The organism is Salinibacterium sp. NYA9b (assembly GCF_976973725.1).
On the sequence record NZ_OZ333476.1, the window covers coordinates 586,839 to 606,429 of the forward strand.

At 61.2% G+C, this 19,591-nt stretch carries 16 protein-coding genes; 10 read left to right on the forward strand and 6 right to left on the reverse strand.

Going from position 1 to position 19,591, the window contains the following annotated elements; genetic code table 11:
• The first annotated feature begins 95 nt into the window (after nucleotides 1-95).
• The 3 genes from ACWFSR_RS02845 to ACWFSR_RS02855 all read left to right on the forward strand — a co-directional run bounded on the left by ACWFSR_RS02845 (nucleotide 96) and on the right by ACWFSR_RS02855 (nucleotide 5,396).
• A complete protein-coding gene (locus tag ACWFSR_RS02845) occupies nucleotides 96-1,871 on the forward strand; it encodes a glycerol-3-phosphate dehydrogenase/oxidase (protein ID WP_447523025.1) in 1,776 nt (591 codons plus the stop codon).
• Between the two features lie 69 nt (nucleotides 1,872-1,940).
• Nucleotides 1,941-3,458 (forward strand): glycerol kinase GlpK, encoded by a 1,518-nt coding sequence (glpK, locus tag ACWFSR_RS02850; RefSeq protein WP_197107749.1) that lies wholly within the window; start codon nucleotides 1,941-1,943, stop codon nucleotides 3,456-3,458.
• A gap of 87 nt (nucleotides 3,459-3,545) precedes the next feature.
• Entirely contained in the window at nucleotides 3,546-5,396 is a 1,851-nt protein-coding gene (locus ACWFSR_RS02855) for an alpha/beta hydrolase family protein (protein ID WP_197107740.1), read from the forward strand.
• Between the two features lie 166 nt (nucleotides 5,397-5,562).
• Here ACWFSR_RS02855 and ACWFSR_RS02860 read toward each other — a convergent pair whose 3' ends face one another.
• The 4 genes from ACWFSR_RS02860 to ACWFSR_RS02875 form a co-directional block, all read right to left on the reverse strand.
• Complete coding sequence (locus tag ACWFSR_RS02860) at nucleotides 5,563-7,878, reverse strand: beta-xylosidase/alpha-l-arabinosidase (protein WP_447523026.1); 2,316 nt, start codon at nucleotides 7,876-7,878, stop codon at nucleotides 5,563-5,565.
• Between the two features lie 50 nt (nucleotides 7,879-7,928).
• Nucleotides 7,929-8,810: a carbohydrate ABC transporter permease gene (locus ACWFSR_RS02865; protein ID WP_447523027.1), complete on the reverse strand. Its 882-nt coding sequence runs from the start codon at nucleotides 8,808-8,810 to the stop codon at nucleotides 7,929-7,931.
• A 10-nt stretch (nucleotides 8,811-8,820) separates the two neighbouring features.
• Nucleotides 8,821-9,792, reverse strand: coding sequence for a carbohydrate ABC transporter permease (locus ACWFSR_RS02870; RefSeq protein ID WP_447523028.1), 972 nt, complete (start codon nucleotides 9,790-9,792; stop codon nucleotides 8,821-8,823).
• A gap of 63 nt (nucleotides 9,793-9,855) precedes the next feature.
• Nucleotides 9,856-11,124, reverse strand: a complete 1,269-nt coding sequence (locus ACWFSR_RS02875; protein WP_197107733.1) for an ABC transporter substrate-binding protein — start codon at nucleotides 11,122-11,124, stop codon at nucleotides 9,856-9,858.
• A gap of 164 nt (nucleotides 11,125-11,288) precedes the next feature.
• On the opposite strand from ACWFSR_RS02875, the gene ACWFSR_RS02880 reads away from it, so the two are divergent.
• Both ACWFSR_RS02880 and ACWFSR_RS02885 read left to right on the forward strand, forming a co-directional pair.
• Nucleotides 11,289-12,344 carry a LacI family DNA-binding transcriptional regulator gene (locus ACWFSR_RS02880; protein WP_447523029.1) on the forward strand — a complete coding sequence of 352 codons (1,056 nt, stop codon included), beginning with the start codon at nucleotides 11,289-11,291 and terminating at the stop codon, nucleotides 12,342-12,344.
• Nucleotides 12,345-12,477: 133 nt separating this feature from the next.
• A complete protein-coding gene (locus ACWFSR_RS02885; protein WP_447523030.1) occupies nucleotides 12,478-13,518 on the forward strand; it encodes an LLM class flavin-dependent oxidoreductase in 1,041 nt (346 codons plus the stop codon).
• On the opposite strand, the gene ACWFSR_RS02890 is transcribed toward ACWFSR_RS02885, so the two are convergent.
• Complete coding sequence (locus tag ACWFSR_RS02890) at nucleotides 13,515-14,393, reverse strand: DUF4349 domain-containing protein (protein ID WP_447523031.1); 879 nt, start codon at nucleotides 14,391-14,393, stop codon at nucleotides 13,515-13,517. The genes ACWFSR_RS02885 and ACWFSR_RS02890 overlap by 4 nt on opposite strands.
• A 313-nt stretch (nucleotides 14,394-14,706) precedes the next feature.
• Between ACWFSR_RS02890 and ACWFSR_RS02895 the strand changes: the two genes are divergently transcribed.
• The 3 genes from ACWFSR_RS02895 (at nucleotide 14,707) to ACWFSR_RS02905 (ending at nucleotide 17,144) form a co-directional block, all read left to right on the forward strand.
• On the forward strand, nucleotides 14,707-14,919 hold the full coding sequence (locus ACWFSR_RS02895) for a hypothetical protein (protein WP_197107727.1): 213 nt from the start codon (nucleotides 14,707-14,709) through the stop codon (nucleotides 14,917-14,919).
• 50 nt (nucleotides 14,920-14,969) lie between these two features.
• Complete coding sequence (locus ACWFSR_RS02900; protein ID WP_447523032.1) at nucleotides 14,970-15,797, forward strand: alpha/beta fold hydrolase; 828 nt, start codon at nucleotides 14,970-14,972, stop codon at nucleotides 15,795-15,797.
• 99 nt (nucleotides 15,798-15,896) lie between these two features.
• Nucleotides 15,897-17,144, forward strand: a complete 1,248-nt coding sequence (locus ACWFSR_RS02905) for an FAD-dependent oxidoreductase (protein ID WP_447523033.1) — start codon at nucleotides 15,897-15,899, stop codon at nucleotides 17,142-17,144.
• Between the two features lie 50 nt (nucleotides 17,145-17,194).
• On the opposite strand, the gene ACWFSR_RS02910 is transcribed toward ACWFSR_RS02905, so the two are convergent.
• On the reverse strand, nucleotides 17,195-17,902 hold the full coding sequence (locus ACWFSR_RS02910) for a M50 family metallopeptidase (RefSeq protein ID WP_197107717.1): 708 nt from the start codon (nucleotides 17,900-17,902) through the stop codon (nucleotides 17,195-17,197).
• Nucleotides 17,903-18,056: 154 nt separating this feature from the next.
• Here ACWFSR_RS02910 and ACWFSR_RS02915 point away from each other — a divergent pair, with 154 nt between their 5' ends.
• A complete protein-coding gene (locus ACWFSR_RS02915; protein WP_197110373.1) occupies nucleotides 18,057-18,701 on the forward strand; it encodes a DUF4956 domain-containing protein in 645 nt (214 codons plus the stop codon).
• Nucleotides 18,698-19,570: a VTC domain-containing protein gene (locus ACWFSR_RS02920; RefSeq protein WP_447523034.1), complete on the forward strand. Its 873-nt coding sequence runs from the start codon at nucleotides 18,698-18,700 to the stop codon at nucleotides 19,568-19,570. Before ACWFSR_RS02915 ends, ACWFSR_RS02920 begins: the two co-directional genes overlap by 4 nt.
• Nucleotides 19,571-19,591 lie beyond the last annotated feature (21 nt).

Genomic DNA, 19,591 nt, shown 5'->3' on the forward strand with positions numbered 1-19,591 from the left:
TGGCTACCGTAATACGCTGCTCAATGTGAATCATCTCAGAGGATTCACAGCCGCCCCTCGCGGTGCCACCACCACACGATAGAAGAGCACTTTTCATGGCTGAACAGTCCCTCACCCAAGCAACCCGCGACAGCGCCATCCAGCGCCTCGTTGATAGCGCTCAGCCGGGTCGCGAGCTTGACGTGCTCGTTATCGGTGGTGGAATCACCGGAGCCGGAATCGCTCTGGATGCCGCAACACGTGGACTCGACACCGTCGTTGTCGAAGCCCAAGACTGGGCCGCGGGTTCCTCCAGCCGCGCCAGCAAGCTCATCCACGGTGGACTGCGCTACCTGCAGATGCTCGACTTCAAGCTCGTGCACGAAGCACTCACCGAGCGCGATCTGCTGCTGAACAATGTGGCACCGCACCTCGTGCGTCCGCTGCCCTTCCTTTACCCGCTGCGCCACCACGTGTGGGAGCGCGCTTTCGTCGGCGCCGGTATCGCCCTCTACGACTTCCTCGCGTCCGTCACGGTCAAGAACTCTCGCGGCAAGCGCAGCGTGCCGTGGCACCGCCACCTGTCGCGCAAGCAACTCGCGGCTCGATTCCCCGGCCTCGCTCACGACGCTGCCGTTGGTGCGATCGAATACTGGGACGCCAACGTCGATGATGCCCGCTACGTTGTCAGCGTCATCCGCACCGCTTCGGCCCACGGCGCAGCAGCAGCTAGCCGCACCCAGGTCATCGAAATCACTCACAACGATGAGGGTGCCGTCAACGGCGCCGTCATGGTCGACCTCGAAACCGGAACGACCTTCCCGGTACGGGCCAAGGCCGTCATCAACTCCACTGGCGTCTGGACGGGCGAGACCCAAGAGCTCGCCCACGAAAGCGGCGGACTCAAGGTTCTGGCCTCCAAGGGCATCCACATTGTTGTTCCTCGTGAACGCATCAAGGGTGAAGCTGGGCTGATCTTGCAGACGTCCAAGAGCGTGCTCTTCGTTATCCCGTGGTCGCGTTACTGGGTCATCGGCACCACGGACACCCCGTGGAAAGAAAACCTGCTCAACCCCGCAGCAACCGCCGACGACATTGACTACGTCATTGCCGAAGCGAACGCCGTTCTCGCCGACCCCATCGACCGTACCGACGTGATCGGCACCTGGGCGGGTCTTCGCCCCCTGCTGCAGCCCGGCACGATGGAAGGCACCAACTCTGCCAAGGTGTCGCGCGAGCACACCGTGGCGTCGCCCATCCCCGGCCTCACGGTGATTGCCGGCGGAAAGTTCACCACGTACCGCGTCATGGCCAAGGATGCCGTCGACTTTGCCATCGGCAAAGAGGCTGCCAAAGCTAACCCTTCGACCACCGCTCGTGTTGCGCTTCTCGGTGCTGACGGTCTCGAAGAGGCCCGCGCTAGTGCCGCCGGCCTCAGCGCCACGTACGGCTGGAGCGATCAGATGATCGACCACCTCCTGCACCGCTATGGCGCAAACATCAGCGAAATCGCTGCAATGGCGGACGCTGACGCAACGATGGGCAAGCCGCTCACACACGCGTCCGCTTACTTGCGTGCCGAGATCGCCTACGCCATCACGCATGAAGGCGCTTTGCACCTCGAAGACCTCATGACGCGACGCACTCGAATGAACTACGAGTACCTCAACGAGGCAATGGCCGCCGTTCCTGAGGTCGCTGAAATCGCAGCGAGCTTGCTCGGCTGGGACGAGCAGACCACAGCTCACGAAGTTGCCGTGTACCACCAGATGGCGGATGCCGTGGCTGCTGCCGCGCTCACCCGCGATGACGAAGCCGCATCCACCGTGCGCGAAGCAGCACCGCAAATCGTGCCGCTCGTTACCCCGCCCGCAGCACTCGAATCGAAGTAACCGAACTACTGAAACCGGGCACGAAACTGCCCTACAGAAGTACAGACGATCAATGGAGATACGCCAAAAATGACACAGTACATCTTGTCAATTGACCAGGGAACGACGAGCTCTCGCTCGATCATCTTTGATCATGACGCGCGTATCGTCTCGAACGGGCAGCTCGAACACGAACAGATATTTCCGCGCGCCGGCTGGGTCGAGCATGACCCGATGGAAATCTGGGACAACGTTCGAGAGACAGTAGGCCTTTCGCTGTCGCGTGCGAACCTCACGTACCAGGACATCGCCGCCGTCGGCATTACCAACCAGCGTGAAACCACGGTGGTGTGGAACAAGCTCACAGGCAAGCCGGTCACGAACGCAATCGTCTGGCAAGACACTCGCACTCAGCACATCGTGAACGAGCTCGCGGGCGCCGAGGGACTCGAAAAGTACAAAGCCATCACTGGCCTTCCGCTCGCACCGTACTTCGCCGGACCCAAGGTCACCTGGATTCTCCGCTACATCGACGGTGCTCAAGAAGCGGCCGACCGCGGCGAACTGCTCTTCGGAACCATTGACACGTGGCTGCTCTGGAACCTCACCGGCGGTATCGACGGGGGAGTGCACGCGACCGACGTGACCAACGCATCCCGCACCATGCTGATGGACCTCGACACTCTGCAGTGGCGTGAAGATATTGCCGCCGATATGGGCATCCCGATGTCGATGCTGCCCGAGATTCGTTCATCGAGCGAGATCTTTGGCCACTGCCGCGACCACGGTTCGCTGCCGGGAGTGCCGATTGCGGGCATCCTCGGAGACCAGCAGGCTGCCACCTTCGGTCAGGCGTGCTTCAGCGAAGGCATGGCCAAGAACACCTACGGCACCGGCAACTTCTTGCTGCTCAACACCGGCAACAAGCGCGTGCACAGCAATAACGGCCTCATCACTACGGTTTGCTACAAGATCGGTGACGCCGCTCCCGTCTATGCCCTCGAGGGCTCGATCGCGGTGACCGGATCGCTCGTTCAGTGGCTGCGCGACAACCTCGGCATGTTTGCCGATGCGCCTGACATCGAACGCCTCGCTCTCGAAGTTGAAGACAACGGCGGCGCCTACTTCGTGCCTGCCTTCTCCGGACTCTTCGCCCCCTACTGGCGACCGGATGCTCGGGGAGCCCTTCTCGGCCTCACTCGTTACGTCACCAAGAACCACATCGCTCGCGCCGCGCTCGAAGCCACCGCGTACCAAACGCGCGAGGTTATGGACGCCATGAACGCGGATGCCGGAGTCGACCTCGCTGAGTTGCGGGTCGATGGCGGCATGGTGGCAAACGAACTTCTCATGCAGTTTCAGGCTGACCAGTTGGGCGTGGATGTCATCCGCCCCCGCATCACCGAAACGACCGCTCTCGGCGCAGCATTCGCCGCCGGAATCGCGATCGGTTTTTGGGACAGCGAGCACGATGTGCTGGCGACCTGGAACGAAGACAAGAGGTGGACGCCGCAAATGGCCCGCCTCGAGAGAGATCAGCTTTACCGCAACTGGAAAAAAGCGGTAACCAAGACCATGGGCTGGGTTGATGAGGACGTGGAGACCTAATCTGCCTGCCAAAACCCATGACGGACGTGCTGTCAGTCACGTTCATAATCACACAGCAATCGATACCCACGAAGGGGTAGGGAATCAATGAAAACCTCGTTAGTTAAGAGGAACAGCTTTTGGCTCGTTCTCTCGCTAGTAATGATGTTGGTCGCGTCAATTGGTGCGTCCATCGTGCAAACCGGTGCAGGCTCAATCAGCGTTAAGGACATGCGCTGGGAGACCTCATCGGGTCAGATGATGAGCGCTCTGCTCTTCAAGCCTGACACCGCGACCGTCGACAACAAGGTTCCGGCCATCGTGGTCAGCCACGGTTGGTGGAACAACCGCGAAATGCAAGACGCCAACTATGTTGAGCTTGCGCGCCGTGGCTACGTTGTTGTCTCGATCGACATGTTCGGTCACGGCAACTCGTCACCGTTGACGACCGACGTCACCCTCGGTGGCACCGGAATGTACGACGCTGTAAAGCTCGTCGCCGACTTCCCCTACGTCGACACCGACAAGATTGGTGTCAGCGGTCACTCAAACGGTGCTCGTGCAGCCAACTTCTCGATGTTCATCGACAATGCTGCCGATGAACAGCTCATCTCTGCTGTTCTGCTGGTTGACAACGACGCTGTGTACACGGATGCCGAAGCTGAGAACGCGTACTTCAACCTTTACGGTGCCCGCGATGTCGGAATCGTCGCTGACCAGTACGACGAGTTCTTCTTCCGCAGCTACAGCCCCGAGGGCGAAGTTCTCACGCCGCCGCGCGACTACATCGGAACCCCGAACGCACAGTCATTCCTCCACTTCGGTGCAAACCCGGAAGAAGTTTCCTCTGACGTTCGCGGCGCGAGCGAGTTCTACACCGACTCCGTCGATGGCGAGCAGGCTCTGCGCGTTGTCTACACGCCGGCAGAAAACCACCCCTGGGGAACCATCTCCAAGACGACAGTCGGCAGCCAGATCGAGTTCTTCCAAGAAGCATTCGGTGCTCCCAACGAGATCGCATCCGGTTCGCAGGTGTGGCAGGTCAAGGAGACCTTCACACTCTTCGGTCTGATCGGCTTCGGAATCTTCCTGCTCGCCTTCACGCGTGCAATGCTCTCGACCCGCGCCTTCGCAGGTCTGCGCACTCCGGCAGCAGCAGTGGTGCCCGCTACCCGCAAGGGCCTCGCCTGGTTCTGGGGCGGACTGGTTGTTTCGGCAATCATCTCCGGTTGGAGCTGGTTGATCCTCGCTAATACCCCGTGGGTGGGCGCGATTGCGTTCAACGCTGTTCAGTTCTTCATGCCTCAAGGCGCCGTGTTCTTCGTCGCCTTCTGGGCCGCAGTCAACGCGATCGCCGCGATCATCATCATGACGATCTCGTACCTCGTCTTCGGACGCAAGAATGGTCTCGACCTTCGCGCATCCGGCGTACTGCCTGGCTGGAAGAAGTTCTTCCATGGAATCGGTCTCGCACTGGTCGTCGTTGTTTCGGCATACGCGATCGTCTTCGTGCTCGACTACTTCTTCAAGACGGACTTCCGCTGGTGGGTCATCGCAGTCAAGGCCTTCACGCCTGACAAGGTCGGCATCGCCTTGATGTACCTGCCGCTGTTCGCGATCTACTTTGTCGCTAACTCGGTTGCGGTCAACGCCTTCAACCGCTTCTCCATCCGCGGCAAGGAATGGATCAACACGGCACTGCTGGCGCTCTTCAACGCTCTGGCACCCATCGTTCTCGTCATCGCTCAGTACACCAACTTCTTCACCACGGGGTACACGATCGACGGCTTCGGCGGAATCTTCAGCATCTGGCTCTACCCGGTTATCGTCATTTTGGCCGTGACCGCAGTCATCTCGCGCAAGATCTACCGTGAGACGAACAACCCGTACATCGCCGGCTTCATCAACGCGGCAATCGTTACCCTCATCTCGGTATCGAACACGCTCACCGCAGCGTAAGTACACCCTCTCCGATCATCTGATCGGCTCCAGCAGCGCCCCGGTCACCATCTTGACCGGGGCGCTGTTGTGTGCGGAGCCCGCGTGCCCATGGGACAAGTACGGGCGGTGCGGCATCCGCTATTTCGGCGGGCGATGCTCTGTCGCCCGCCGAAAGCCAGGCCGCCTACGCGACGACGGTGATGTCCACGTTTCGACTGTCGTCCGTGGTCACGGGGTGAACGGGCCCGGTGATCGTGACCGTTCCGAGCGGCGCCGCTTCGGTCTCGCAGTCGCTGCCGAGCCACAGCCGCACGTCACCCGGTTCGACGATGCGCGTCATACTGCGATCGCTGAACGCGATGCGCGTGGTCGGGATGCTCATCGAGAGGGTTCGCGACTCTCCCGGCTGAAGCGTTACTCGAGTAAAGGCGACCAACTGACGCATGGGCCGGGTGACAGAGCCCACGACATCGTTCGCGTACACCTGAACGACTTCGTCGCCTTCGATGTCGCCCGTGTTCGTCACCGTGAAGTGGATGTCGAACCTGCCATCGGCAGCGATCGTCTCGGAATCGACGCCCGCATCCGAATATCGGAAACTCGTGTAGCTGAGGCCGAAACCGAACGGGAACGCCGGGGCCGTCGTGAGGTTCGACACTTCGCTCGGTTCGCCGAGGCGCGGGTGAAGGTAGGAGTACGGTTGCGATCCCGCTGAGCGCGGCACCGAAACGGCGAGTCGACCCGAAGGGTTGATCCGACCGCTGATCGCACCGCTGATCGCTGCGGCACCTTCTTCACCAGGGAAGAACGCTTGAATGATGGCCGCGCCGCGAGCAGCAGCCCAATCGATCGCATAGGGTCGGCCGGAAATCACGACGAGCACAACCGGCGTTCCCGTGTCGAGCACGGCCTCGACGAGCCGACGCTGCACACCGGGCAACTCAAGAGAGTCACGGTCACAGCCTTCCCCTACGGTGCCACGGCCAAAGAGACCTGCATGATCACCGACGGCAATCACAGCGACCCCTGCGGCGGCAGCGAGTTCGACAGCCTCGGCAATATTTGAGGTGTCATCGTCATCCACGGCACAGCCCTGCGCGAAGCCGAGCACTGAACTGAAATCGTGGTGGAGGCTCTCGAAAAGGGTCTCAACCTCGAAGCCCATGTCGACATCCGGATGACGCTCGAGCACGTGATTGGTGAAGGAGTAGCAGCCGAACATGGCCGCTGTGCGGTGCGCGTTAGGGCCCAGGACGGCGATACGAGCATCCGGAGCCAACGGCAGAATGCCACCGTTGCTCAGTAGGGTGACCGACTTCTCGGCGATGGCCGCGGCGATTGCGCGGTGGTGCGGCGGGTCGAGATCGATCTCTTCGGTATCGGCATCTACCGAGAACGTGGCCGACTCGGGATCAAGCAACCCGAGTTGCTGCTTCTGCACGAGCACCCGGCGCAGCGCCCGATCGACGAGCGCGGGGTCGACGTCGCCGTTGCGAACCTTCTCGGCGAGCGGAGCCAAGTAGGCCTTGCCCGTAGGCAACTCGATATCGACGCCCGCGGTCAACGCTTGAGCGGCCGCGTCGCCGAGGTCGCTGGCAACTTGGTGCAGCGTTTCAAGAAATGCGACGCCAAAATAGTCGGCGACGACGGTTCCTTCAAAGCCCCAGCGGTCGCGCAAGAGGTCAGTCAAGAGAGTGGCGTCGGATGCCACGGGCACGCCGTCAATTTCGGCGTACGAGTGCATGACCGAGCCCACGCCCGCATCCAGCACGGCCATCTCAAAGGGCACAAGCAGCACGTCGGCGACTTCGCGCGGCCCCGCATGGACCGGAGCTAAGTTGCGCCCCGCCCGCGAATTTGAGTACCCGACAAAGTGCTTGAGGGTGGCGATGACGCCGGTTGATTGCAAGCCGCGCACGTAGGCGGATCCGAGCTCTCCGACAACGAAAGGGTCTTCGGCGATGCACTCTTCAACGCGTCCCCAGCGGACGTCGCGAATCACATCGAGCACAGGAGCGAGCCCCTGGTGGACCCCGAGCTTCGCCATGCTCTCGCCGATCGCGTGCCCCATCTCCTCGATGAGGGCGGGGTCAAAGGTCGCGCCCCACGCCAGAGGTGTGGGGAAGGTGGTCGCTCGCCAAGCGGCTAGACCGGTCAGGCACTCTTCATGCGCGATCGCGGGGATGCCGAGCCGAGTGTTGTCTCGCAACCACCGTTGGGTGCGGCCCAACGCGGAGCGACCAGCGGCGGGGCTGACTGGTACCGTTCCAAACACTCGCGTGAGGTGACCGAGCCCGTTCTTCGAGAACTCGTTGAAGTCGTGAGCGCCGTCATCCTGGGCGCTCTGCATCGGTGCCACGCTCTGGCCATCGGCGCCCGCGCCCACCCAAATGCCGACGAGTTGTGCGAGCTTCTCTTCGAGGCTCATCTGGGCGATCAGCTGTTCGACCTGATCATTCACTTCGGAAAGGTCGGGGTGTGCAGTGGTGGAGAGAGTCATGGTTTCTTTCTGGGGTGGAAGCGAACTGGTGTTGGCGGCAGGCAAAGGGATTACCCCTTGAATGCACCATCCATGACGCCGGCAACCATCTTGCGGCCGACGAAAATGAAGAGGATCAGTAGCGGAATTGTCGCGAGGAACGATCCAGACATGGCGAGGCCGTAGTCGACGAAGTACTGCCGCTGCAGCGCCTTGATGGCCAATTGCACCGTGTAGTTTTCGGGCGATTGGATCACGATGAGCGGCCAGAGGAAGTCGTTCCAGGCGGTGACAAACGCGAGAAGGCCCAGCACGAAGGCAGCGGACCGCACAAGCGGGAATGCAATGCGCCAATAGATTTGCCAGGTGCTGCAGCCGTCGATTCGTGCTGCCTGCATGAGCTCGTTGTTGAGAACGGTCGAGAGGTGCTGACGCATCCAAAAGATACCGAACGCGCTCGCCATGCCGGGCACAATAAGCGCTTGCAGCGAATCGATCCAGTCGAGGTTCGACATGATCATGTAGAGCGGGATTACCGCGAGCTGCGTGGGAACCATCATCGTGATGAGCACCACGATGAAGAGCGGATCCCTGCCCCGAAACTGCAACTTCGCGAACGCGAAGCCGGCGAGAGTGGACAGGATCATTTGAGCAATCGCGATGCTCCCTGCCACGATGAACGAGTTCGCCAAGCTCTGCACAAACGGAACCGTCGTGAAGACCTGCTCGGCAAGCGCGAAGAAGTTTCCGCCGGGAAGAATGGTTGGGGGTGTTTGCGAGACCGCTGCTGAATCATTCGTCGAGACGACGAACATCCAAAAGAGAGGGAAGGCGCTCAAGAAGACGGCGGCGATGAGGAAGGCATAGGTCCACCAACGCACACGGCCGGCGAAGGCGCGTTTGCGGAGGCGACCAACAACAGTCGTGACTGGGGCGGTTGCGGAAGTGGTCATGATGGCGTCCTTATTCGTCTGAGGTGATGCGACGAGAGAGCAGATAGTTGAAGACGGAGAACACGACGATCAAGGCGAAGAGGGTCACTCCGACGGCGGAGCCGTAGCCGAACTTGAAATCACCGAATCCTTGCTCGTACATGAACAGGCTGAGGGTCTGGAACTGGCGACCGGCACCGCCCGTGAGGCCAGGGGAAGAGAGCAGCAGGGGTTCCGTGAAGATCTGAAGACCGCCGATGGTCGACACGATCACCGTGAAGATGATGACCGGTCGAAGCGAGGGGATCGTGACGAAGATGAACTGCTTGAATCCGCCGGCGCCGTCGATAGCGGCCGCCTCGTAAATGTCTTTCGGAATGGCCTGAAGTGCTGCGAGATAGATCAGCGTGTTGTAGCCGAACCAGCGCCACAGCACCATCGTGGAGACCATGATGTGGCTTGCAAACGTGTTCGCCGCGAAGTCAATCGACTCGATCCCGAAGAGGTTGAGGAAGCTGTTGATGAGGCCGTAGTCGCGACCGAAGAGCGACGCGAAGACGATAGTCGTCGCCACCACCGAGGTGATGTACGGAACGAGCATCGTCATCCGAAAGAGGTTCGCGAACTTCAAACGCGCATTGTTGAGCAACTGGGCCAGAAAGAGCGCGAGCAGCAGCTGCGGCACCGTCGAGAGAATCCAGATGCTGAAGGTATTGCGCATCGCATTCCAGAAGCGTTCATCTCCGTAAAGAGTGACGAAGTTCTCAAAGCCGATGAACGTTTGACCGCCGATCGGGTTCCAGTCGAAAAGTGCGACATAGAACGTGAAGACGGTGGGGAACAGACCGAACACCGCGAACAGTGCGAAGAACGGAGCGATGTACATATAGGGAGCACAGGCATCCATGCGCGACGCCGACTTGATGCGGCGTCGAGGTGGGGGAGCGGCACTCTTTGCGAGCTGACGAGCAGGGGCTGAACGGGGCGGGGCAGACAAAACCATGGCGAACTCCTTGACGGGGGATGGGAGGGGTGGGCTCACGAGCGTGAGCCCACCCCGAGAGCGCTAGCCGCCGAGGGCAGTCTTGACGTTCTTCATTGCGTTAGGCCACGCATCCGCCGCGGGTTCTTCACCGTTCTCGACCTGCGAGAGCGTATTCAAGATCGCGGTGTCGATGATGCGCTGTTGCGGACCTTCGAAGATCGGTTTGATGGATTCCACGCTGTTGGCATAGATCGGTCCGACCGGGGCATCGCTAAAGAACTCACTCGTGAAGTTCTGGATGTCTGCAGTTTCATAGAGTTCCGGAGTCGACGGGAAGTTGCCGTGGGCCTGGAAGATCTCGAGCTGGCGCTCGGGAGACATGAGCCACTCGATGAAGGCGAACGCCTCTTCAGGGTGATCAGATTTCGCCGGGATGGTGAGTTGGCTACCGCCCCAGTTGCCGGCGTTCTCGGGAACTGCTGCGATGTCCCATTTTCCGGCTGTGTCGGGCGCTTGCTGAGAAATGTAGGTCATCATCCATGACGGAGCGGCAAGTACGGCAAAGTCGCCGTTGTTCATGCCGGCGTTCCACGCTTCACTCCAGGATGGTGTGCGTGATGTGATGTCGGCGTCGATGGCGTCGAGGGCGTAACCGAACGCTTCTTGCACGTCGGGGTTGCTGTCGTAGACGAGGTCATCGTCGCTTGAGCCGTAGTACATTTCGTCGCCTTGGCGCACGGCGGGGTTGAAGATCGCGCTATTGACATTGTCGATCATGCCCTTGCCGGTGGCTTCGCGATACTGGGTGCCGACGTCGATGAAGTCATCCCAGGTGGGCCAGAGAGCACTCACTTCATCGCGGTCCGTGGGGAGCCCTGCAGCCTCGAACAGGTCGGTGCGGTAGGCCATCGCGAGTCCGCCTACATCGGTAGGGATGCCGACAACGGAACCGTCGGCGGCGACGCCTTGAGACCAGCGCCAATCGAGATAAGTGCCTTCGATGTCGTCGGCACCGAGGGTGCGCAGGTCAACAAAGTTTTGCGGCTGAGCTTTGAACTGAGACATGTAGCCGACTTCGATCGCCGCTACATCGGGACCCTTGCCGCCGGCGAGGGCGGTCGTGAGCGCTTGAGCTTGTTCGTCAGATCCGCCAGCATTGGTGACCTTGAGGATGATGTCGGGATTTTCCTCTTGGTAGACCGCGAATGCTTCGTCGAGGCCCATGCCGCCAAAGGTCCAGACGTCGAGGGTGATCTTTCCGTCGGTGTCACCTCCGCCCGAGCATCCGGCAAGAAGCGCAAGAGCTGCGCCTCCCGCGATCACTGTTCTGGCAATTTTTTTCGCTGACATTGCGTCCTCCACGTTGAGGTGTGATTGGGGAATTAAGGGGGCATTCATTTCGGAAGAGACGTTCGAGGTTTAGTCGAGGAAGCGCTTCCTTGATGAAGTAATGCCACCGTATAGGCTTATGTCGGCAAAGACAACAAAAAGATTGCGCTTCCCTAAGATTCGCAATGATCACCGGTGCGCATTCCACGAATTGCGACGAGGCAGGGGATGATGTGCAGATGGTTACCCTCGACGACGTCGCGCGTGAAGCCGGTGTGTCGCGCACCACGGCCTCTCGCGCGATCAACGGCAAGCTCACCGTGCACCCGGAGCGCAGCGCTGCTGTGCAGCGCGCAGCCGAAAAACTAGGCTTTCGCCCCAACCCTGCAGCTCGCTCGTTGGCCCGCGGCCGTCATGACTCGGTCGCGCTCATCGTGTCGGAAACGAACATCGAGGGCATGACGAACTCGTTCTTCGCGATGGCCCTGCACGGAGCCATCCGGGAGATCGCCAAGACCGATCAGCAACTCGTGATGCTGCTGCGCGCCAACGATGAGAGCGATGAGAAGTTTCTGCGCTTCCTCGAAGCAAGCCACGTCGACGGCGCCATGGTTATTCTCGAAGCGCACAACACCGAGCTTCCTCGCTTGCTCGCGCAGTCAGATCTTCCCGTCGTGTTTCTGGGACGCCCCACTGAATCGGTCGACGTTCCGCTGTCGTATATTGACTCCGACAACGTCGGCGGCAGCACGCTCGCTGCGGAGGCACTGATCGCTGCCGGTCGACGCCGCATTGGCGTCATCACTGGTCCTCACGGAATGGGCGTCTCTCAAGACCGTCTTCGAGGTTTTCAGCAGGCCCTCGACGCCCATGGTCTCGATAGTTCCCTTGTCGCCGAGTCAGACTTTCAAACGGCCGGAGGCGCGGAGGCCATGGGGCTCCTGCTCGACCAGCACCCCGATCTGGACGGCGTATTCGTGATGTCCGATCTTATGGCGGCTGGGGCAGTGGGAACGCTCAAGGCGCGAGGGCGTCGCGTGCCCGAAGACGTTGCGCTCGTCTCCTTCGACGACACCGTGATTGCGACAACCCTTGAACCTCGGCTCACGACGGTACGTCAGCCGCTGGAAGAACTCGGCGCTCGAATGGTGACCGCGCTCGCCGAACTCATTGCTGCTCCGGCGGCGGGGCCGATCAGGGACACCCTGCCCACCTCTCTCGTGCGGCGCGACTCGGTCTAACGCGCCGCGATGGCGAGCCCCGCATCCGCCCGACCGCCATCTGGCGGGGTCAGCCGCCGCAATCGCGGAATAGCGGATGCCCGGCTACGGTTTTGCCTACAGACGCGATCGGCGTCTCAGCGAAAGGGAGCTCGTGAATCAGCAGGTTCAGTTTGGACTCGGCACATTTGGCGACGTCACGGTAGATGAAGACGGTGCGCCGCTCAGCCAGGCGCAAGTCATCCGCAACGTTGTCGCTGAGGGAGTGCTTGCCGACAAGCTCGGCATTGATTACTTCGGGGTGGGCGAGCACCACCGCGATGATTTCGCGATCACTGCTCCCGAAACCGTGCTCGGCGCGCTCGCTGCCGCAACCACGAACATCCAGCTGGGCTCGGCCGTTACGGTCTTGAGCTCTGATGACCCCGTGCGCGTCTACGAACGCTTTGCCACCGTGGATGCGCTGTCGAACGGCCGCGCGGAGATCATCCTCGGTCGCGGCTCTTTCACGGAGTCGTTCCCGCTCTTCGGCTACAACCTCGCCGACTACGAAACCCTGTTCTCCGAGAAGCTCGACCTGTTCTCTGAGCTCATCAAGGAGGAGCCCGTCACGTGGTCAGGCACTCTGCGCGCCGGCCTCCAGAACCAAGAAGTCTTTCCGCGCACCGAATCCGGTTCGCTCAAGACCTGGATCGGTGTCGGCGGAAGCCCCGAGTCCGTCGTGCGCGCGGCCCGCTACGGGATGCCGTTGGTGCTGGCCATCATCGGTGGCCAGCCCGAGCGCTTTGCTCCCTATGCGCAGCTGTTCCACAACGCGCTGGCCGAGTTGGGACAACCCGACCTGCCGATCGCCGTTCACTCGCCCGGCTACATCACCGACTCCGACGACAATGTCGTTGAGGAGCTGTGGCCGCACTACAAGACGATGCGTGACCGCATCGGTCGCGACCGCGGCTGGCCCGAGTCGAGCGTCGATGAGTTCATCGGCGAAGTGAAGCACGGCTCCATGTACGCCGGATCGCCGGAGACCGTGGCACAGAAGATAGCGAACACTATCTCTGCCCTCGGCATCCAGCGATTCGACATGAAGTACAGCGCAGGGACCCTGCCTCACGAACGCATGATGCGCAGTATTGAGTTGTACGCCACCGAGGTCATTCCTCGGGTGCGGGAGTTGCTGGCGGAGAAGGCCTAGTCGGCCTTCACCTTCTCGGCAGGCTCCTCGCCGGACACCGGGTCGGTGGGGAGGGTTGTGGCAGTCACCGAGCTGACGCGTCGGTTTCGTAGGGCGAATCGCACGATCATCACAACGATTGCGGCGACGATGGCGAGGAAGATGATCCACGGGAGCAGTACGCCGACGAGCACCAGCAGCCCGGAGAAGAAGGTGACGAGGGCGGCCCAGCCTGCACTGAGTCCGTCGAAGAAGTTGCCTGGTTCGACGCTGGGCGCCTCGGCCTCAGAGACCAAACTGAGAGTCAGCGTGGACATCGCGACCTGATCGTCGAAGTAGCGTTGTTGTGACTTCAGGCTCTCCAGCTCGCCCTGACGGCTCGAGATCGCGGTCTCCAACTGGATGAGCGTATCGGTGTCGTCTGCCGTGGTGAGCAGTGCAAGCAAACGGTCGACGGATGCCTCAAGCGCGGTGATGCGAGCCTCGAGGTCACGCGACTGCATCGTGACGTCGACCGCGTTGGTCGATACCTCCTGCAGTTCACCTAAGCCCGTGAACTTGTCGAGAGTGGCAGTGAGATCGGATGCCGGAATGCGCAGCGTAAGCGTCGAGCTTCCGCCGGTGTGCTCCGACGGGGCGTATTCGTTGCGGGCGTCAACGCGACCGCCGACGGATTCGGTGATGCGAATCGCCTCGGCGGTGGCATCTGCGGGGGTTTCTACGATGACGGACATGTAGCCCGTCGTGATGACCTCGCGGCTGATGTCCGATTCGCTTACTAGCGCGCCGTCGGCGGCGGGTGCGCCTTGGTCCAGAACGGCCGAGTCGCCGGAGCTGCCGGCCTCCACCTGATCCACAAGGAACTCTTGGGATTCACTCGTGGATGTGTCGCTCATCCCTGCCGAACATCCCGACAGGGTTAAAGCGGAAAGTGCCAATGCTGTGGTGATGAATAGTGTGCGCCTCATGGTTTCCATGGTGGGCTGAACAATGGCGAAAAACTACCCAACGTTTGTCACGATTCGAGCGTCACCCCCGGATTGTTATCGCGCGCAGGGTGAGCGAGGCCGGAGCGTGACCTTAACGTTATCTGGGAGCACTCTTGGTGTTCCATGGAAAATATGAACCTGCTCTCACCGCGTCGGTATCGTGAAATAGTGCCTCGACAGGGGGCGCGAAAGACGCGGATTACCAACACAAGGAGCAATCATGGGTCTCATTGATAACGCAAAGGATGCCGGCGAAGCCACTGCCAAGAAGGTAGGTGAGTTCGTCGATGACACCAAGGAACGCGTGAGCGACGCCGCCGACCAAGTCGAGGCTGACGCCGAAGTGTCGAAGGCCGAAGCCGACCTCGAACGTGCGAAAGCCGAGAGCGAAGCCACGAAAGCGAAGAACGAATACAAAGAAGACCTTCGCTAATAAGTGCTCTGGTCCCGCATCCGACCTTCTAAGGCTGGGATACTAGGGCCATGAACTTATGGGGCGCACTTCGACGCAGGATACTGCCGTCACGAGCACCCCTCCTGAACATCGCCGCGGATGAGGGTGATGGTCCCGTGATCATCTTCCTTCACGGAATTGCCTCATCAGCGGCGACGTTCGCGCACGTCATCCCGCAACTGTCGGATCACTACCGCTGCATCTCGTTCGATCTGTTGGGTTTCGGAGAATCACCCAGCCCTGCAGACTCGAACTACACGATCGAAGATCACGTCGATTCCATCCGGTCGACGGTCCACTCCCTCAAGTTGGATGCCCCATTCATTCTCGTCGGGCACTCTCTCGGAAGTCTTCTCGCAGCCCGCTACGCCGCAGCCCACCCGAGCAAGGTGAGCAGGCTGGTGCTCGTGAGCCCGCCCATCTATGTTCCGCCGAACCAGATCGGCGACCCGCTCATTCGGGCGCGAGTCGGGGCCTACATGCGGGCCTACGAATTCTTGCGGACGAACAAAGAGTTCACCATGAACACCGTCGACACTCTTCGCCGACTTTTTCAGCTCGATGACATTCTCGACGTCTCTGAGCACAATTGGCGGGCATTCGGGCTGAGCCTTCAGAACTGTATCGAGACACAAACCACCGTGAGCGACATCGCCGCAGTGCGCGTCCCCATCGACGTTGTCTACGGCTCGCTCGACCAATTCATTGCGCCAGGCACCATGCGCATCATCGAACAGATGAGGCACGTCACCATGCACCGGGTCGAGGCGAACGATCACCTCGTGCGCAAACGACTCGCGAAGCGTTTGGTCGCCGTTCTTGACGCGGGCCATGAGCTTGCAGACAAGCAGCGATAGCGCGCACTAGCGCAAGAGCGAACCAGCGCAGCCCAGCAGCGCAGTCGCGAACCGCTGTGAAGCGGGGGAGTACCGTGGAGGCCAACGGAGGGAACTCTTATGGCTCGACAACTCGATGCCACTGTCTGTATTGCGGGCGGAGGTCCGGCGGGAATTGTGGCCGGGCTCATCCTTGCCCGCGCTGGCATCGATGTTGTGGTGTTGGAGAAGCACGCTGACTTTCTGCGCGATTTTCGCGGCGATACGGTGCACCCGTCCACACTGAATCTGCTCGACCAGTTGGGGCTCGGCACCTCTGCGAAAGCGATCGAGCACAGCGAACTGTCGAGTCTGGATGCAGTCATTGATGGCGTCCGAGTGCAGGCGGTTGATTTCACGACCCTGCCTGCCCCGCATCGTTATGTCACGCTCATGCCGCAGTGGGATCTGTTGACGTTGCTCGTTGAGGAAGCGCGCACACAGCCTTCGTTCCGGCTGGTGCTTGAGGCGACCGCGCAGTCGGAAATTCAGGAAAACGGCCGAGTGGTCGGTGTTGAGGCGAGCACGCCTGATGGCCCTGTGCGCGTGAATGCCGCGCTCACGATTGCGGCTGACGGGCGCGATTCTGCCGTGCGAGACTCGCTCGGTTTGGTGCCCGTTGATTACGGCGTTCCCATTGATGTGTTGTGGTTTCGGGTGCCGCGGCCGACACAACCCATGCGGGATACCTTGGCGAACATCCGGAATGGTTCTGCTCTCGTGACGATTCCGCGGCCGGACTATTTTCAGTGCGGGCTCCTCATCCGCAAGGGCACTTTTCCTGAGTTTCAGACGGCCGGCATCGAAGCCTTCCGTCACACGATCGCGAGCATCGCCCCGCGTCTGGCTGACGTCACGGCCGAGATTGGCAGCTTCGATGATGTGAAGCTGTTGTCGGTGCAGATCAACCGCTTGCGCGAATGGTCCGTTCCTGGCGCGCTGTGTATCGGGGATGCCGCCCATGCCATGTCGCCCGCTTTCGGCGTGGGCATCAACTACGCGATTCAGGATGCGGTTGCTCTCGCGAACATCCTGGTTCCCACACTGCGGAGCAAGGGAACGGATGCCGCAGCGATCGATGCGGCGTGTGCTGCGCTGCAGCGTCGCCGCGCGCTTCCAACGGCGCTCATGCAGCGCATGCAACGGGTAGCGCATCGGCTCATCAATCGCGCGACAAGTGGAGTCGTTCTGCACAACCCACCGCGCTTGCGCGAACGCTTTGTGATCGCGGTGGTTCTCCCGCGCCTTCGTCCTCTTTTGGCGAGGCTTGTGGGCTACGGGTTCCGCCCGGAACGCATCGCACGCGGAATTCTGCGGCCGCGCAGTTAGCAGCGATCAGCGCAGCTCCGGCCGTTCTGGCCTAGACAGGCGAGACCGCGCTAGTACGTTTCGAGAACCATGGTGACGGCCCAGACCACGCTGGCACCGATCAGCGCAGCAAACACGAGCAGCCAGAAGACCGACGGGACGCCTGTCCGTTTGAAGAGCAGGTAGGCGTCTGAGGTGTTCAGCTGGTCGCGGCGACGAGTGTGTACGCCGATCACGGTGGCGAGGCCGCGCACGCTTCCCACGAGAAGCGCAATCGCGATAATCAGCAATACGTAGCTTTGCTGTTCGGGCGTTGCCCACACCCAGAGGGCGGCGCTCGCGGCGGCGGAGACGGCGACAACGAGGAAGCCAAAGAGGTTGCGGATCACGAGCAGGGTGAGCACGAGGATGATCCCGCCGACGAACAATGCCATAGCGGTGTAGCCCTGCGTGACGCACCAGAGTTGCACGGCTCCGACGATTGCGGGAGCCGGGTAGCCAAGCGATCCACTGATGACGGAGCCGAGTTTGCCACGCCCGCTGCTGACGGCTTCGCCCGAGTGATTCATGCGGATTTTCATGCCGTGAACGAAGCGACCCGTCAGGATCGCGCCAACGGCGTGCCCGAGTTCGTGCACGAGGGTCGTGAAGAGTCCAAACCATTTCCAAATCGGCTGCGGGATGCTCAGCACGGCTGCGGCGGCCACGATCACGATCAGCAGGGTCGGCGAAATGTCGACGGGCGTTGTGCGGGCGAGAGAGTCGAGGAGGGCATCCATCCTCGAATTCTCTCACCTGCGGCGTTCATTCTGAGCCAGCTTCAGACTCCCACGCCGCGCGAAGTCTGTTCATAGAAAGTACATAGGGTTCTCGGGCTCAATGAGTATCAGCGTGAAAGCACGATCACCGTCCGCACCAACCTGGAGGCCCGCAATGAGCCAACTCACCATGATCGCCCTTGACCTTGTCGCCATCGGCCTTCTCACCTTCGCTCTGTACTTTGCTCGCCACCGCCGCCGCGACCTGCTCGTGGCTTACCTCATCGTGAACGTGGGTGTCATGGCCGTCACGGTCATGCTCGCCGATAGCGCGGTGGGTGTTGGTCTCGGTCTCGGCCTCTTCGGCGTGCTTTCCATCATCCGTCTGCGCTCTTCTGAGATCGCGCAACACGAGGTGGCTTACTACTTCGCGGCTCTGGCTCTCGGTCTCATTGCCGGGCTCGGCGCGGCTGACCTCTCGAGTACCACTACCAGCACGGCCCTCGCTAGCTTTGTGGCTCCCGCTCTCATGGCGATGATTCTGCTGGTCATGACCTTCGGAGATAGCCCGCGACTGTTCCGCGCTTACCGTCAGCAGACGGTGACTCTGGATGCCGCAATCGCCGACGAGTCCATCCTGCGTCTGCGCCTCGAGAACCTGCTTGGCGCTCAGGTGCACTCCCTCACGATCACCAAGCTTGACCTTGTCAACGACACCACCGTCGTGGATGTGCGCTACCGGATCAGCGGCGGCGCCCACACCTCGACTGCCACCACCCCGACCACCGCGTCAGAGCTCCTGGAAGGAGCACACCGATGACTACCCCCAACACCGAACGCTTCGCCACGATCTCGCTTGAGGAGTTGGCCGAACGGGCCTCTCTCCTGACGCGCGTTGACCGCAAGTATCTGGTGCCGGCTTCGGATCTGGTCGCACTGCTCGGTGAGCTTGAAGACCAGGCCAGGGTGCTGGAGATCAACAGTCAGCAGCACTTCGACTACGAATCGGTCTACTTCGATACTCCGGATGCCGCCAGCTACTTGCTGGCGGCCCACCCGCGTCGTCGCCGCTTCAAGGCTCGCACTCGCAGCTACATGGACACCGGCGACTGCTACCTCGAGGTCAAGACCAAGGGCTCGCGGGGAACCACCGCCAAGCAGCGTTTGCCGTATAGCTTCGACGAGCGCGATCACCTCACGGAGGCCGGCCGTGGTTACATCGACGAACTGCTGCACGACGCTTCGGTCGAGGGAATCGATACGGAGACAATGGAGCCGGTGCTCACCACCCGCTACACCCGCACCACCCTGTTCTTGCCTGCCAGTGGCAGCCGCTGCACGATCGACAGTTCACTCGCCTGGCAGCGCACTGCCGCCGACGAGCACGCCGCCGACGGCCCCTACAGCTCCGAGCACGACAGCTCCGAGTTCGACGATGCCGAGTTCGGCACTACTGAGCTGTCGTTCGCCGACACGGTGATTGTGGAGACGAAGTCGTCAGGTCAGGCCAGCGAGGTTGACCGCATCCTGTGGCGAATGGGGCACCGCCCCGACCGCATTTCCAAGTTTGCGACGGGGCTCGCTGCGTTGCGGCCAGAACTCCCCAACAACCGGTGGGCACGCGTATTGCGCCGCCACTTCACTCCGGCCCTTGAAGCCCAAGACCCGGCCTCGGTTCTCGCCGCCTAACCGCCCCACCCTAAGGATGCC

Coding starts and splice junctions, on each gene's coding strand:
- glpK (WP_197107749.1), top strand. CDS start 1,941: ATGACACAGTACATCTTGTCAATTGACCAGGGAACGACGAGCTCTCGC.
- ACWFSR_RS02905 (WP_447523033.1), top strand. CDS start 15,897: ATGGCTCGACAACTCGATGCCACTGTCTGTATTGCGGGCGGAGGTCCG.
- ACWFSR_RS02915 (WP_197110373.1), top strand. CDS start 18,057: ATGAGCCAACTCACCATGATCGCCCTTGACCTTGTCGCCATCGGCCTT.
- ACWFSR_RS02870 (WP_447523028.1), bottom strand. CDS start 9,792: ATGGTTTTGTCTGCCCCGCCCCGTTCAGCCCCTGCTCGTCAGCTCGCA.
- ACWFSR_RS02865 (WP_447523027.1), bottom strand. CDS start 8,810: ATGACCACTTCCGCAACCGCCCCAGTCACGACTGTTGTTGGTCGCCTC.
- ACWFSR_RS02845 (WP_447523025.1), top strand. CDS start 96: ATGGCTGAACAGTCCCTCACCCAAGCAACCCGCGACAGCGCCATCCAG.
- ACWFSR_RS02880 (WP_447523029.1), top strand. CDS start 11,289: ATGATCACCGGTGCGCATTCCACGAATTGCGACGAGGCAGGGGATGAT.
- ACWFSR_RS02910 (WP_197107717.1), bottom strand. CDS start 17,902: ATGGATGCCCTCCTCGACTCTCTCGCCCGCACAACGCCCGTCGACATT.
- ACWFSR_RS02920 (WP_447523034.1), top strand. CDS start 18,698: ATGACTACCCCCAACACCGAACGCTTCGCCACGATCTCGCTTGAGGAG.
- ACWFSR_RS02900 (WP_447523032.1), top strand. CDS start 14,970: ATGAACTTATGGGGCGCACTTCGACGCAGGATACTGCCGTCACGAGCA.
- ACWFSR_RS02895 (WP_197107727.1), top strand. CDS start 14,707: ATGGGTCTCATTGATAACGCAAAGGATGCCGGCGAAGCCACTGCCAAG.
- ACWFSR_RS02860 (WP_447523026.1), bottom strand. CDS start 7,878: ATGACTCTCTCCACCACTGCACACCCCGACCTTTCCGAAGTGAATGAT.
- ACWFSR_RS02855 (WP_197107740.1), top strand. CDS start 3,546: ATGAAAACCTCGTTAGTTAAGAGGAACAGCTTTTGGCTCGTTCTCTCG.
- ACWFSR_RS02875 (WP_197107733.1), bottom strand. CDS start 11,124: ATGTCAGCGAAAAAAATTGCCAGAACAGTGATCGCGGGAGGCGCAGCT.
- ACWFSR_RS02890 (WP_447523031.1), bottom strand. CDS start 14,393: ATGAGCGACACATCCACGAGTGAATCCCAAGAGTTCCTTGTGGATCAG.